Below are 15,436 nucleotides of genomic sequence, written 5' to 3'. Positions count from 1 at the left end.
TATATTGTGATTGGGTCAGCCAACTTTTATTTATAGCTTACGAAGTAGCTAAGGACATCCGTTTGAACACCACAAATCTGACGACATTCGTTACCGTTATGCACACTGGCAGCATCTCAGGCGCAGCCGAAAAGCTGTTCATTACTCAGCCTGCGGTCAGTAAACGTATCAAAAATTTGGAAGATGAGTTTAACATCACTTTATTCGATACTGTCGGACGCGGTATCGTACCCACGCAAGCGGCGACCGAAATGTTGCCGCACGCCAAACGCTGGCTTGAAGATTATGAAAACTTCAAAATAAACCTGCAGCACTCTCAGCATATTGTCTCAGGCAAGCTGATCATCGGTACCAGCCATCATATTGGCCTACATCATTTAGCACCTGTCCTCAAACACTTTATCCAAGCGTACCCTGCCGTTCAGCTAGAAGTGCATTTTGTCGATTCAGAAGCGGCACACAAAGCAGTATTAGACGGTGACTTGTCACTGGCGTTTGTCACTTTGCCGCCTGTCTACGACAAGCGGCTAACCTACCATACGCTTTGGTCTGATCCTTTATACTTTATGACAGGCACTTTGTCACCATTAGCAACTAAATCCAATGTGACGCTCGAGCAGTTGGCTCGCTACCCTGCGATTTTGCCCTCTGCCAATACCTTTACCAGTCAGATTACACTAGCTGAGTTCGCCAAGCATAACCTCAAGCCTTATGCGACTATGAGCACTAACCCACTAGAGTCTATTCGCATGCTGGTCTCTGTCGGCCTTGGTTGGTCGGTACTGCCGCAGACCATGATCAGTCAAGATTTAGAGCGTATCGATATGGCGGACAATATTGAGCTACAGCGCTATTTGGGCGTGGTCATCAATCCAAAACTGACTCAATCTAGCAGTGTGACGGCGCTATTGGATTTATTATCCCCTATCGATTAATAAAGTGATTCATACTATATTGCATCAGTCAAGGTGCATCATTCTTGCACCTTACCACTAGCAGGCACGCCATTCGCATTTGTAGTAGTCATACGTTATAATACGCTTGACGTTGTTTTTATAACAAAAATTTACCATATGAACACTGATAGTCATATATTGAACACTTCGAGTAATATATGATAGGTGGCAGTAGGTTTAATGGTTTTAAATGATTGGTTATATTGGCGACTAATATATGTATATAACTGACAAATGCGATAAAGCGAAACATTGACTTTTTGATTTGCTCCTTATTGACTATACCATTTGCTATTTATGAGCGGATGACTGGGTCGATAATTGCAGTGTCATGATCTATATACCTTCGCCCTAGAGCAACGCCAATCATATAAAACTAACAGCAGATATTGAATCAAAGCCATTATGTCCTACTTAATGGCTTTTTTTGTCTTTAGATATTGTTTTGGACAGCGTCTTGTAATACTTACTCTTTATAGTTAAAAATAATTACCGCCAACGCAGTTGGTTAAGGACAATTTATATGAACGGAGTTTCTAGTGGCGTGCTGATATCGCTCGGCGCCTATTTTTTAGTGATGATTGGGATTGGCATTTATGCTTACTTTAAGCAGGCCAATGACACAGAAGGCTATATGCTCGGTGGTCGTAATCTCGGCCCAGCAGTAACGGCACTCTCAGCGGGTGCGTCAGACATGTCAGGCTGGTTATTGCTTGGATTGCCAGGCGCTATGTATGCCGATGGTGTGGTCAGTGCTTGGATTGCCATCGGTCTGACATTGGGTGCTTTTTTAAACTATATCATCGTGGCACCGCGCCTTCGGGTTTATACCGAAGTTGCTAACAACGCCATCACCCTTCCTGATTACTTCGCCAATCGCTTTGAAGACAAGTCGCACATGCTGCGCGTCATCTCTGCCATCGTTATCATCCTCTTCTTCACAGTTTATACCGCAGCCAGTCTCGTCGGTGGTGGTAAACTGTTTGAAAGCTCATTAAACCTATCTTATAGCACAGGCCTATGGGTCACCGCGGGTGTGGTCGTCATCTATACCTTGTTTGGTGGTTTCCTTGCCGTATCGATGACTGACTTTGTACAGGGTGTCATCATGCTATTTGCTATGGTAATCGTCCCTATCGTTGCCTTGACAGATTTGGGCGGCGTGTCAGCCACGACTGATGCCATCAGAACCATCGATCCTAGTATGCTTGATATCACAAGTGGTATGACAGCCCTTGGTATCATCTCGCTACTTGCATGGGGCTTAGGCTATTTTGGTCAACCGCATATCATCGTGCGCTTCATGGCGATTCGCTCAGTGCGAGATGTTCCGACAGCGCGTAACATCGGTATGAGCTGGATGATCATCAGCTTGATCGGTGCTTGTGTGACGGGTATCGCCGGTCGCGCTTACGTACAAAAAACCGCGATGACCCTAGATGATCCTGAGACCATCTTTTTGGTATTCACGCAGTTCTTATTCCATCCATTGGTTTCAGGCTTCTTGTTAGCCGCCATCTTGGCAGCGATCATGAGTACCATCTCATCTCAGCTATTGGTGGTATCAAGCTCATTGACGAAAGATGTGTATAAGCTGTTTTTTGATAAAGAAGCACCAGAGGCGCGTCAAGTACTGGTCGGCCGTATTTCTGTGATTGTCGTGGCTCTCGTGGCTATCTTATTAGCGTCGAACCCAGACAGCTCAGTACTGAACCTTGTATCTAACGCTTGGGCAGGATTTGGCGCAGCATTTGGCCCGCTCGTTATCTTTAGCCTCACCTGGCGCGGTATGAACCGTAACGGCGCTGTCGCCGGTATGGTCGTCGGTGCCTTGACAGTCATCCTATGGGTCTATGGTCCATTTGAGATGAATGGTGTGGCGTTGAATAGCTGGTTATACGCCATTGTCCCAGGCTTTATTTTAAGTACTATTGCTATCTTTGCAGTGAGTATCATGACTGGCGGTCCAAGACCTTCGGTATCTGCCAAATATAAAGAGATGGAGCTTAACTTAAACAAATAAGTTCATAAACTATCGAACACTAAAAAACCCTCGCTATCTCGGATAGCGAGGGTTTTATTTGGCTAATACAAAACTGGCAAGATACTTAAAAAGTTTTAGTCAATAATACCGTCGCTGATTTTTCATCACGGTCATCATAATAACCAAAGTTACTAGAGGTCGTCTCATAGTCAAACACCAGTCTTGGGGTCAGACCAAACACTGTAATATCGCGCTTCCATACTTGCAGACCTAGTGAGGTGGTTTTATCCTCGCGTTTTGTACCCGGCTTACCGCCCACTGCATTATAGTAGCCCAACCATGCACCACTACCAGCTGGATAGGCATCTGCAGGATCTTCGTACTCTTTGATACCATAGCCTGCTGTCGCAAGGGTAGATATACCGTGCTTCCATTCACGCCCCCAACCGACATTGACAGAATTGCGATCGTAGCTGATGATGCTTGATTTGGGGACATCGTTTTGATAATTACCCAATCCACCATAGAAGTACTCTTTGGCATCTTTGATATAAAATGCGTTTAGGCCAAGAAACTGACCATCGGTTTCTCGGTTTTTATTGTCGTCATCCTCAAAAGTTTCATTGGACAAAATACCAGTGGCCGTCAATTTTAACTTTGGTTTTACCCAGCGTGAGCCGCTGACCGTGACCCCTTTACGTAGGCTATAATCTTCTTCATCGTAATACCGCTTGGTCACAAACGGTGTGAGTGAGACATCATTTTTGGCATCATCATAACCAATACCAGCAGAAGCGGTCAGCAGATAATCGTTATAATCCGTTTCATCCCAGTAGCCTTTTAGTGAAGCATTTCCGCCTACGGTTGCATAAAAATTCTCAGGTAAATTAAAGCGCTTATTGGCACTGCCAGACACCTGAATACCGTTGGCCGTTTTTTGTTCGATTGAACGCCCCAGACTAGATTGAATAGACTTAGACGGCGCGTCATTGATATTGCTATCTCTCACATAGCTGGCAGAGACATTAAACTGCCATTTTTCTGAACTATTTATTTGAGCCAACGAGTTTTGAACTCTCGCCATCACAGGCGCTGGTAAATCAACCGACTGTAGCTTTAAAAACTGCTCTTTTGCGGCGGCATACTGCTTATCTGCTTGCATGGCAAGCGCCATATTTAGGCGTACAGGGTGAAAATCTGGATCTGCTGCGAGCATCTCACGATAAATAGCGATGGCTTGCTTGTTTTTGGCTTCACTGCGATATATTAAGGCGTCAGCGAATTTGATGAGCATGGGATCATTGGTTTTAAGTGCTTTATAATGCGGCAATACTTCTTTTACCGTGACCATATCTTGCGCGGCTAACGCATCATTTAAGAACTTACTAAACGCCGCTGGGTTGGCTTTTAACGCCGCCAAATTGTATGTCGTGGCGGCAGCAAGTTGCTGACGACTTTTGATGGCACGCTGCGCCTCTGTATCAGAAACCGCGGTAGATGGCGCTGTGGGATCTGATACTGCTGTTTGATTTTCACGTTTGAGCAGCTCAGTTGCCTGGTCAAGCTCCGGCCCTATGTCTGGTGGCGTATCTTCTGCCATGACGGGGACAGAATAAGCCATCATTAGTGAAACACAGAGCGTAAGAGGTTTGAGCATATATTGATTATTCATTGGTATCCTTACCTAAGTATGATCATTAATCTTCCAAACTTAATCATCCTAAGGGATTTTAAACGTTTAAGCGAGAAAAAAAGCGTCCTAAGACGCTTTTTCGTTTGGGTTGTACAGTCATATTCCTTTATTGCTTTTCGGCGCCAAAGGTTCCTTGAAAGGTCGTGCCTGTTCCTGGTGTGGTACCTGTTCCTGCTACATTACCAGGTTGAGCTTCTTGATAAATGCCTCCTAGGAACTTTGCACCATCACCATAAAAACCACCTGATGTCGCAATATTGTCCTTACTACCAGCGAAAGTATTTCCGGTAATATTAGCACTGATGCCAATGTTTTTATTAATACCAGCAAATGTCAGCTCACCTGTCATAGAATCATTGACGAAATCTACATTAAATGTCGATGTGCCATTGACCACTGGGTCTTTGATAGCGCCTGAGCCTAAATGTAGATTGTCCATATAGGTGGCCACGCCAGCATATTGAACATTACCATCAGTTGGCATATTTTCAGTTGCTTGGCCCATAACGTAAACATTGGTATAGCGTGATTTCACCCCACTACCGATACCACTTTCTTTAACAAGATCGCCGTAGACATGGCCTATCTGCATCTGTGTGTCAAAGTTTCTATACACAGAGTCGTAATTATATTTTAAATCAATGTCACCAATGATAGATCCTACGTTTTTAAAAGTAGCAACGTTCTTATCCTTAGACTTCATGAAACCACTATCAGCATCAAAGGCGACATCATTACTTCTAACCGTTGTAATCATAGCAGGTTGCTTGAATTTGTTAGGTTTAACAATATCAAGACGGGCTGCAAACTTATCATAGCTTGGCAGATTATCTACAGCACTATCTTCAACTATGTCCGGTGTCGTGTCTTCACCTTCACCCGTTGTAGTGGTAAAGGTTTGATTATCTGTCACAAACTGACGATAACCAATCGCGTCATCGGTGCCTAAGCCTGATACGCTACTAATGGTATTGCTCATCACACCTGTTATGGCTTTAGGTTCTGGTACTGGTTCTGGTTCTGGCTCTGCGCTTGGGTCCACCTTAGTAGCGCCATAAGTTCCTTTAATATAACCACTATTATCCTCTCTCTCATAAACACCACCTAAATGGCTAGCACCTTTACCATAGAAACCACCTACAGTATTGACGGCAGCTCCTTTCTTGCTAGCAAAAGTATTGTTTGTTATATCTGCAGCAATATCGACTTGCTTATCAGTAAAGGTAAGCTCGCCTTTTAACGATTTGACTACAAAGTCGACGTCGAATTTCGATTTGCCATTGGCTGATATCTCTCCACCTTCTATATAGCTAGCCACACCCTTATACTTAGCCTTACCTTCGTTGACATTGGTTAACTTGTCCATATCACTAAGATTAGTGGCATTACCTTGTACATAAGTATTAGAAAGGTTTCTTTCGAATACAATACCATTTTTCATATTGCCAAAGATATGACCAACCTGCATTTGGTCATCGAAGTTTTTATATACTGACGAGTATTCCATATCCCGATCATGAATATAATTATTTAAACGACCCTCAAATGAAACAGAGCCTTTGTATTCCTTAAAGCCGTTATTGTCCCCATTATAAACACTATCATTAACTCCTTTATTAGCACCTCTTAACGTTACATCAATTGGTTTGAGGGATGTTCTGCCATCGACCTCATTGGCATAAACCTTTAACTGATTATAACTATTAGAGTCGTTTTCAAACGTGCCATCATCCGAATTTATAGAAGTACTTTGGAAACCAGATATTATAGAGTCTGGAGCACTAAATGCATTAGCAGCTTCTAAGGCTTCGGCTTCAGCAGCTTCAGCTCTCGCAACCGCCTCATCTCGTGCAGTTTCGGCTTTAGTCTTAGCTAGTAACGCTTCATCTTTGGCCTTGTCAGATTCAGCTTTAGCTGTCAACGCTTCCTCTTTAGCTTTCTCTGCAGCTGTCTGGGCTGCTTCAGCTCTTTCTTTAGCTGCTTTTTGTTCATCAGCATCGCCTATTGCCTGTTGAGCGGCCGCCTCTGCTGTCTCTTGAGCTTTTACAGCTGCAGCTCTGGCATTCTCAGCGGCTAGTCTTGCGGCTTCTGCTGTCGCTGCGGCTTCTAGAGCAGCAGCTTCGGCCGCTTCTGCTGCGGCCGCGCGCTCTAGGGCAGCAGCAAGCAGGTCTTCACCATTACCGGCGTTTGCTAGGTTTTCTTCTGCTTTTGCTAGGGCTTCTTGCGCTTTAATGGCGTCAGCTTGCGCTTTTTCTGCTGCAGCTTTGGCAGCAGCAGCTTGCGCTTGAACACCAGCGATGGCTGCATTGGCTGCATCCGCATCTGCTTGTGCTTTTATCGCTGCTTGTTCGGCAGCAGTTTGCAGGTCACTCTTGGCACCATAAGTACCTTGCGCCCCATTTCCTTCATAAACACCGCCTAGATACTGAGCATCTCCACCAAAGAATCCACCATCGGCTTTATAACCCTCTTTGCTACCTGAGAACTGGTTACCTGCAATTGTGGCCTCTAAACCAATCTTCTTATCACCAAAATCTAGATCGCCTTTTAGATTTTTGGCGACAAAGTCAGCGGTAAAGACTGAGGTACCAAATTGAATGTTTTTGTCTAAACCAGTCTCGCGATAAGTGGCATCCCCTGTATAGCCGACTTTACCTTCGGTTGGCATGTTAGCAGTTTGGGTGGCATTACCAACGACAGCCACACCATTGACAGGTAATAGGCCAGCAGCGGCACCGTCAATATGAGCCACTCTTAAGTCATCACTAAAGTCTTTGTATGTTGAGGTGTAGACAAGGTCCTGTTCACCCAGTGTAGCAGTAACCACTTTGGTGGTGTTTTCAAATGAGTTGAATCCACTAGATCCTGCTACTGCTGTATCATTGTCACCACTGACTTGAAGCGCTACAGGATCAGAGACTAATCCTCTAGAGGCGATATCTGCCCGTGCTTGTACTTGCGTCTCATCCGTAATGCCAAAGTCACGAGTCGTGGTTGTCAACATACCTTGATTTAGTCCAGTGGCATCGATACTGATATGCTGCACACCGGATTTAGCAGTTTCAGGTGCGTTTTTGATTTGAGAAGCAGCTAAGGCGTCGGCTGCTGCTTGAGTGGCTTGCTGAGCGGCTGCGATTTGCGCTTCTGCTGCGGCTTGAGCATCGGCTTTTGCTTGCTGGGCGGCTGTAGCTTTAGCATTCGCTGCGTCAAGGGCGGCCTGGCGACGATCTACTTCTGCTTGTAGGGCTTCTGTGTTACCTCCATTTGCTAGAGCATCCGCTAGTGCTTGCTCTGCCGCTGCTAATTTCTGTTGGGCAGTTGCAAGCTCATCTTTGGCTTGATCCGCTTCTGCTTGAGCTTTTTCAGCTTTTTGTTTCTCGGCTACAGCTTGAGCTTGAGCCTCGGTAGCACGTGCCTCAGCTGCCGCTTTTGCTTGTAATGCCGCTTGTTTTTCGCTTTCTGCTACTTGTGCTTGTTTGACCGCATCTTCTGCTTTTTTCTTAGCCGTTAGCGCGGCAGCTTGTGCGTTTTCGGCCCGTATTTTCGCCGCTTCGGCTTCCTTTTTAGCAGCGGCGGCAGCAGCATCGCCTTGTGCGGCCAACGCTTCTGCTGCTTTTATTTTGGCCGCAGCATCAGCAATAGCGGCATCGGCGGCAGCTTTCATGGCAGCAGATTCTGCTTGAGCCGCAGCCACGGCGACACGAGCAGCTTCTTCAGCGGCGGCTTGTAGACGTTCGGCTTCTGTTGCACGCTCTAAAGCGTCTTTGAGAGCTTGCCCTGCATCACCAGCGTTATCAGCAGCTTTCTGTGCTTTTTCGGCAGCTTTTCGTGCCGCCTGAGCATCGGCATTCGCTTTATCTGCAGCCGCTTTAGCAGCGGCGGCTTGAGCTTGAGCTGCCACTGTTGCTGCTTGCGCTTTTTCAACCTCTGCTTGTGCTTTGGCAGCCGCTTTTTCTGCTGCGGTCTGCTTGTCACTCTTGGCACCATAGGTGCCTTGAGCGCCATTGCCTTCATAAACACCGCCTAGATACTGAGCGTCACCACCAAAGAATCCACCTTCAGTATTGTAGCCAGCATTGTCAGCCGCCGTGCCTGAGAATTGATTGCCGTTGATATCAGCTGTTAGACCAATCTTACCGGCTTTGTCAAAGGTAAGGTCCCCTTTCACGTTTTTAGCAACGAAGTCAGCAGTAAAGACTGATTTGCCAAACTCGATATCATTCCCAATACCCAGCTTGCGGTAAGTAGCATCCCCTGTATAGCCGACTTTGCCTTCGGTTGGCATGTTAGCAGCTTGGGTTGCATTACCAATTACGGCTACACCATTGACTGGTAGGGTTTTGTTCAACAAAGCGACTTCAGCAGATCCGTCGATGTGACCGATGCGCATGTCATCGCCGAAGTCTTTATAGGTCGAGTTGTAAGTTAAAGGAAGTGTTTGACCAATGGCGGCGACCACTATATCTGTTTCATCTTTATGGCTTTTAAAGCCATTAGCCACCTCGGTGTCACCTTCACCAGAGATAGTGACTGGCACCAATGGTAGTAAACCTGCTGTGCCATCTTCTTTTTGAGAAGCAATGTCGGCACGGGCGTCAACTGCAGATCCGTCTTCATTTACTGCAAAATCTCGGGTGGTCGTATTAAACAAGCCTAGTGTACCAGCATTGATGTTTAGTGATTGCACACCAGACTTAGTCGCTTCAGGCGCATGGTTAATAGTGGCTGCTGCTAGGGCATCTTCTGCTGCTTTTTTAGCAGCCAATGCGAGTGCTGTTTGTGCTTCTGCTGCTTGTTTGGTTACTTTTGCAGCGGCTTGAGCGCTTTCTGCCTGAGCTTGTGCCTGTTGGGCGAGCTTGGCTTTGCGCTCAGCCTCTTTTTGTAGTGCGTCGGAGCCACCACCATTGGCTAGCACGTCTTCTAATGCTTTCTCAGCCGCTTGTTGTGCTTTAATGGCCTCTGCTTTCGCTTTTTCAGCAGCGGCCAACGTTGTTTCTGCCTTTTCTTTGGCTTCTTTGGCACTGTTTGCGGCCGCCAAAGCCGCAGCTTGCTTTTTCGCGGCCTCTGCAGCCTTTTTAGCTTCTAACTTAGCTTTTGCCTCAGCGGCTTCTTTGGCAGCCGTTTCTGATGCCAATAAATCTTGTAGCTCTTTAGCTTTGGCTTCTGCCGTATTTGCACGGGCCTCAGCGGCTTTTGCGTTAGCTTCAGCAGCTTTCACTTTAGCTACGGCTTCTTTAGCTGCCGCCTCTTTAGCTGCCTTTATCTTACCTTCGACCTCTTGTGCCGCCGCTTCAATCTTTGCGACTGCTTCTACCCTAGCGGCCTCTGCTGCTGCTTTCGCTTTTGCTGCTTCTGATCTTGCTGCATCAATCGCCTTTTGTGACGCTTCTGCCGTCTTTTTTGACTCGACACCAAATTTCATCTCAGCAGCTTTAAGTGCGTCTTCTGCAGCCTTTGTTTTGGCCTTTGCCTGTTTTAAGGCATCTTCTGCAGCTTTCGTTTTGGCTTCTGCTGCTTTGATCGCAGCCTCTGCTTGTGCGTTACTGCCAGTATCAACGCCGCTACCCTCAGTTTCTGATCCTCCTGCAGTTCCACTGTCACCTTTAGGTATTGTAGGGGATGGCTTAGGCGTGGTGTTATCTCCACCATCACTAGCGCATGATGCTAGGATTACAGTAGTTAAAATAACGACGCTAGCTTTCAGCGGCGTTTTTAGTTTTTTTGCTGTCGCTACAGCAGATATTGAATGACGGTTAAGTGACATTCGTCTTCCTCCATGAAGAATTGATAACAGTCCATTATTTATCCATATTAGGCACAACAAATATCTAGTGCCACGCATAGATAAACAAATCACTTATAAAAAGTCAACAAATATATCTACAATTATGAATAATGTAACCTTTGGTTACTAATTAATTTCATGATTCTTTTAAACGATATATTTTGAATCGGTTTTTATTTAAATTTAATAAAATATTCATTCCTGATAGACCTAATAATAGTAATTTAAATATTACATATTCATATCATTCATAATTTATTAGTTACAATATTTATAAAAATATATTAAATAAAAATATAGCAAAATCAATACGTTGGGATAAATAAAGAAAATTTGTCATATTAACCATAAATATATTATATAAAATATATAATCAATATTTTTTAATAAAAAATAAACTTATTAAGATCTCACTTATTTATTAATTTCTACCCAATTACTTTAAAAGCAGAAAATAACATCTCTACAGACAAGAATGCTTAGTTAAATTTACCGCAATACTTAAAAAGTATTACCACCATTGTGATTAATGCGGTGTATTAGACACTTTATAAAATCAAATAAAAATATAAACATAAGTCTATTATTAAGCAGTACTTTTATGGTTTTTATAAACAAAAAAAAGCGCCCTAAGGCGCTTTTTTTATTCTGAGCTAATAGGCTAATTTATTGCTTTTCTGCACCAAAGGTGCCTTGGAAGGTTGTACCTTCTCCTGGTTGTGCACCTTTACCGCCCTGAGTTTTAGCTTCTTGATAAATGCCACCCAAGAAGTTAGCGTCCTCGCCGTAGAATCCTCCAGCGGTATCGATATTGTTGGCGTTACCAGCGAAGGTATTGCCACTGATATCTGCACTGATACCAATTTTGTTACCATCAGGCATATACTGATAATCACCGTCTGCAAACGTCAATGTACCTTCAAGCTTGCTATTAACAAAGTCTACATCGAATGCAGAGGTACCATTAACCACTGGGCCACCACGCTCACCATCTTTGAGATGGAGATTTTCCATATAAGTGGCGACACCGTTATACGCTACCATACCATCATTGATGTTGTTATCGATGTTGTACTGGGCGAGTTCTTTCATGTACTGCATGTCGTCAAGACTAGTACCATTGCCTTGTACGTAGACGGTAGACACTCGTGCTAGATCACCTAGGAAGCCTTGATTAGGATCACCGTAAACATGACCAATCTGCATCTGTGAATCAAAATTTCTATATACAGATGAATAGTTTAGATCTAGTGCTACAGGCCCTTGAACCGTTGTAGACTCTGTATGAAGACTAAACCCACTACCATAATCAGTATCATTATCACCGCTAATGTTTATCGAAACTTGTTCTTTAACAGAGTCAGGTTTTGTCATATCGGCACGAGCGATAAAGCTATCATAGCCAGTAAAGTTATCTCCCTGACGGTTATCAATAGGTACTACGCTACCATCGACTTCCTGAGTGCCTTCTTCATCATTCACGAAGTCCGACTTATCATCACGAATTTCTGCATAACCAATCGCATCATCTGTGAATGTTCCATCTGCACTGCTTAGAGTGTTACTTTGGAAGCCAGTAAACTCAGTATCTGCCGCTTCATCTGGGTTAGTAGGCGCTTCTGGCGTTGGCGTTGGCGCTACATCACTTGTTTCTGCCCCAAAGGTACCCTGAGCATTATTACTTTCGTAAACCCCTCCAATATATTCAGCATTGCTACCGTAAAATCCACCTTCAGTATTGTAGCCATTATTATCTTCGGCACTACCTGAGAACTGGTTGCCATTGATGCCAGCAGTTAAATCAATTTTACCTGCATTAGCAAAAGTCAGAGCCCCTTCTAGGTTTTTTGCAACGAAGTCAGCTGTGAATACTGAAGTACCAAACTCAATCTCTTTGTCTAATCCCAATTCACGATAAGTTGCATCACCTGTATAGTTAACTGTGCCATCTGTCGGCATATTGTCAACCTGAGTGGCATTTCCCGTCACAATGACACCATTTACTGGCAATGTTGAATTTAAGAGCGCAACTTCTGCTTTACCATCAATATGACCAATACGCATCTCATCGCTAAAATCTTTATATGTTGACGTGTAATCTAACGGTAAAGTTTGGCCAAGGCTAGCTACAACGATCTCTGTGCTATCCTCATGGGTTTTAAAGCCGTTTTGAGTATCAGTATCGTTTGCTCCTGACGTATTGATAGCAACCTTTGGTAATAAACCAGGTTGGTCTGGCGCACTGGGATTTTGTGAAGCTATATCTGCACGAGCATCAACAGTAGAGCCATCTTCATTGATATCAAACTCACGAGTGGTTTTATTAAATACCCCGAGTGACCCAGCATTGATATTGAGCGATTGAACACCTGTTCTATCCGCTTCCGGTGTTGGTGTCGGCTCTGGTTCTGGAGTTACCTCTGGATTTTTTTCAGCGCCAAAAGTACCTTGTGAACCGTTACCTTCATAGATACCACCAATAAAGTTGGCATCTTCACCGTAGAATCCACCTTCAGTATTGTAACCAGTCTCATCAGCTGCAGTACCTGAGAATTCATTACCAGTAATGTCTGCGGCTAGGTTGATATCACCTGCATTGGCAAACTTCAATTCACCAGCTACTTTCTTGTTAACGAAGTCTGCTGTAAAAGCAGAGGTGCCATATTCAATCGCATTGTCTGCACCTACTTTACGATTGGTAGCATCTCCTGTGTATTGGAATGTACCATCTGTCGGTAGTGTGGCGGTTTTATTACCAATCACTAATACACCGTCTACTGGAATTTCATTACCTAGTGCGCTGACAGCGCCATCGATATGAGCAATACGTAACTCTCCATCAGCTCCAAAGTCTTTGTAGGTCGATGTATAGCTCAAGTCACCTTCAGCTAGGACGTTGCCTGTTCCTTCGTATGATTTAAAGCCACTTTCGGTGTCAGCGTCGCTATCACCTGATAAGGTAACGGCCACTGGGTTTGGTACGACGCCTGTTAATACTTCGTCGGCGCGAGCATCTACATCCGCAGTACTGCGAATATCAAACTCGCGAGTGGTGTTCGTTAGAGCGCCTTGACCAAGAGCTGTTCCATCAACAGATAGGTGCTGAGCACCTGATAGGTCCGCTTCTGCTGCTGAGCTATAGTCTTCACCAGGTGTTGGCGTTGGCGTTGGCGTTGGTGTTGGTGTCGGTGTTGGTGTCGGTGTGATAACAGAACTGCTACCATCGAAAATATCACTCATAGTATAAGAATCGCTACCACTACTTCCGCAAGCTGCCAAGATGACAGAGGTCAACATCACTACACTGGCTTTCAAAGGGGTTTTTAACTTGTTTGCTGATAGGTCAGCTGAGATTGAATGACGATTAGGTGACATTCTTCTTCCTCCATGGATGATTGATAGATAGTCCTTTACCTATTCGTACGACATATGATTGGTCTGTACGATATATAGATAATCAAATTTAGTTTGCAAAGTCAATTTGTTGCAGCGAGTACCTGCTGATAAAACATGACGCAAACGTTCATTTATTAAAAATTAAATACATGTATCGACGTGATGTAGGCATATCTGGCCCATAAGCTAGATATGCCGTTATAGTTAGATCTCAGTATAGTGAGATATCACAATTTATTGGCTTTGGTAAGACAGCTTTACGCCCGCGATATAGCCGTCATTGTCTTCAGCTTTGCTGACGATACTACCGTTAGGTAGTTGTCCAGTCGCATCGCCAAACTTCAGATATTTACCACCCACAGATACCGCCCATTCAGGAGTGACATTGTATTTCACGCCGCCACCGATACTATAAAACCCTTCAATAGTACCAAGCGAGCTCACCGGATCACCAGCACCAGAGTCATAACCAACCACGACCGAACCCGCTAGCTTTTCATTGAAACGTTTGGCTAGACCCACATCGACTTTCCATTGGTCTTTGTCATAAGACAATAATGGCAAGCCCTCTTCTACTGCTGCTTTTGAATAGGCATTGTATAATGGTGGTACGATGGTAAAATCACTCCATGGTACCCAGCGTACATCTAATGTACCTAATAGCTGATACTTTTCACTTAGACCTGTTTGAATATTTAAGTTCACTGACTCAGGCGTTGTGACTGTCGCATCAGTGGTGGCATATTCGCCAATAGACTGACCTAACTCAGAATTTGGATCAATCCCAAGTTTGCCTAGTGCAATATCTCGTAGAGGTGACCCTAATAGAGGTATTCTCTCTCCCACTGGGGTTTTATGGTCAATCTCTGAGCGATACGTCAAGGCGGCATTTAAGGCTATTTCAGGCTTGCTATACGCCAAACCTGCTACCCAACCATAATCAGTGTCACTATTCACATTAGCATCGTAGCCTGTCAACGGACCGTATGCTTGACCGCGCAAGTGCACATCTGCTTTTACCTTTTGCATCACAGGGCCGCCATAGACTTGGAAGCCATTGGACTTATAACCGATCAAACCTGTCCATGATTCAGAGTGCACACTGACATTGGTATTTTTGTCGTAATCTGGGTCTAGTACCGATGAGTTGATAACTTCGTTTGGAACGGATGTCCCAGTTGACGAGTCGGCAATAGTATCTTTACCTGCTTGAGAGACAAACGTACTATCGCCAGAGTACTCTACTTCTGCACCAAATGGCTCGTCATAAAACACACCAATACTGAAGTTCTCATTGATGTCGGTTTTGACGCCATAGCGCATAAAACTATATGTATCTGGAGTTGCATCACCAGTTGACTTACCTTTTCTATAAGCCTCTTCTGTCGAAGTAATGCCATTATTAATATCACCACCTGGAGTAGTGATAGCACCGGCATTATCATGGGCTGATACATCAGTATCAATGTAAGCGTAATCAATCTCGGCATAAGTACCAGGATTAAAAAAGCCTTTGATGTCTTGACCAGAACGGTCGAGGCCAGCAGCCTGCGTCAATGAAGCAGCTGATAGCGTGATCAGAGCGAGGGTAAGTTTAGAGATAGGAAAATTTTGAGACACTT

Annotated in this window: 6 protein-coding genes; 2 read left to right on the top strand and 4 right to left on the bottom strand. The window is 44.5% G+C overall.

Features of this window, described 5'->3' with window-relative positions; translation table 11 throughout:
• Positions 1-62 precede the first annotated feature (62 nt).
• Together R0I52_RS06710 and putP are read left to right on the top strand one after the other, a co-directional pair.
• Complete coding sequence (locus tag R0I52_RS06710; RefSeq protein WP_075101606.1) at positions 63-935, top strand: LysR family transcriptional regulator; 873 nt, start codon at positions 63-65, stop codon at positions 933-935.
• Between the two features lie 544 nt (positions 936-1,479).
• On the top strand, positions 1,480-2,979 hold the full coding sequence (gene putP, locus R0I52_RS06705; protein WP_317053679.1) for a sodium/proline symporter PutP: 1,500 nt from the start codon (positions 1,480-1,482) through the stop codon (positions 2,977-2,979).
• An 85-nt stretch (positions 2,980-3,064) separates the two neighbouring features.
• On the opposite strand, the gene R0I52_RS06700 is transcribed toward putP, so the two are convergent.
• From R0I52_RS06700 to R0I52_RS06685, 4 genes are all read right to left on the bottom strand, one after another.
• Positions 3,065-4,612 carry a porin family protein gene (locus tag R0I52_RS06700; RefSeq protein ID WP_317053678.1) on the bottom strand — a complete coding sequence of 516 codons (1,548 nt, stop codon included), beginning with the start codon at positions 4,610-4,612 and terminating at the stop codon, positions 3,065-3,067.
• Between the two features lie 127 nt (positions 4,613-4,739).
• Positions 4,740-10,397 (bottom strand): transferrin-binding protein-like solute binding protein, encoded by a 5,658-nt coding sequence (locus tag R0I52_RS06695; protein ID WP_317053677.1) that lies wholly within the window; start codon positions 10,395-10,397, stop codon positions 4,740-4,742.
• Between the two features lie 687 nt (positions 10,398-11,084).
• On the bottom strand, positions 11,085-13,793 hold the full coding sequence (locus R0I52_RS06690) for a transferrin-binding protein-like solute binding protein (protein WP_317053676.1): 2,709 nt from the start codon (positions 13,791-13,793) through the stop codon (positions 11,085-11,087).
• A 255-nt stretch (positions 13,794-14,048) separates the two neighbouring features.
• Entirely contained in the window at positions 14,049-15,434 is a 1,386-nt protein-coding gene (locus R0I52_RS06685; protein ID WP_317053675.1) for a hypothetical protein, read from the bottom strand.
• Positions 15,435-15,436: the final 2 nt, after the last annotated feature.

It is taken from the genome of Psychrobacter sp. CAM01, from assembly GCF_032842965.1.
Taxonomy (GTDB): Bacteria; Pseudomonadota; Gammaproteobacteria; order Pseudomonadales; family Moraxellaceae; genus Psychrobacter; species Psychrobacter celer.
The sequence above is the reverse complement of the archived record's forward strand: the minus strand, read 5'-3'. Positions and strand labels throughout refer to the sequence as shown.